Annotated in this window: 1 protein-coding gene; it reads left to right on the top strand. The window is 62.1% G+C overall.

What is annotated here, in order from left to right; all coding sequences use genetic code 11:
- Positions 1-204 precede the first annotated feature (204 nt).
- Positions 205-1,116, top strand: a 912-nt coding sequence (istA, locus tag ASE78_RS02640; protein WP_056492910.1) for an IS21 family transposase, incomplete at its 3' end; no start/stop codon positions are given.

Here is a 1,116-nt window from a genome sequence, read left to right as displayed (position 1 = left end):
TCACCGACCAGCAAGTGAGGCTCTACATGAATGCCCGTCTGACCCGTCCGCAAACCACCGCTGTCGATGGCGGAGTAAAATGCCTCACAACGGACATTTGAAAATTCCCCACTTCTTCTGATTGGCCCTTGTCCGGGGCGAGCCCCGGACAAGGGCCAAAGCAAAATATCGGGCATGCTCCTCCTGACGGGAGGCGGTGCTGCGATGAAGAAGCTTGGAGATCTGATGATGATCCTGGATTTGCATCGCCAGGGCCTGAAGGTGGCGGTGATCGCCCGACAGGTCGGCGTCGACCGCAAGACCGTTCGTAAATACATCGCGCGCGGGCTCGAAATGCCGACCTACGGCCCCCGGCAACCGCGCGATCGCGTGCTCGACCCTTGGCTTGATTATCTAAAATCGAGGCTTGAGGCGTACCCTGGCCTGAGTGCGCAGCGCCTCCTCCGCGAGATCAGCGAGCGTGGTTACACCGGCGGCTACAGCACCGTGCGAGATACTGTGCGCGGTCTGCGGCCGGCGGGTGGCGGTAGCCCGTTCGCCGTTCGTTTCGAAACGCCGCCGGGGCAACAGGCGCAGGTCGACTTCGCGCAGTTCCGGGTGCGATTTACCAGCGCACCGGACCACGTCCAGATCGTATGGCTGTTCTCGATGGTGCTGGGCTTCTCCAGGTTGATCTGGGGACGCTTCGCGCAACGTCAGACGATGCAGACCGTCCTTGCGTGCCATAGGGCAGCGTTCGAGGCCATTGGCGGCGTGCCGCGCGAAATCCTCTACGACCGCATGAAGACGGCCGTACTCGGTGAGGATGAGGATGGCCGTGTGGTTTACAACCGCACGCTCGGCGAGTTCGCCCACCACTATGGCTTCCTGCCGAAAGCATGCCGCGCCTACCGACCCGAGACGAAGGGGAAGGTCGAGCGGCCGTTCCGCTACATCCGTGAGGACTTCTTCCTGGGCGGCACGTTCCGTGATCTCGACGACCTCAACCTCCAGTTCGGAAACTGGCTCAGCAGCGTCGCCAACCCGCGTGTTCATGCAACTACCGGCCGCGTCGTCTGTCAATCGGCGTCCAAAAAGGACCCCCTATCGGCGTGCAAAAGGGACCCCCTTCGTCGA

Source organism: Sphingomonas sp. Leaf25 (assembly GCF_001421635.1).
Taxonomy (GTDB): Bacteria; Pseudomonadota; Alphaproteobacteria; order Sphingomonadales; family Sphingomonadaceae; genus Sphingomonas.
This window is presented reverse-complemented; position numbering and strand designations above follow the sequence as displayed.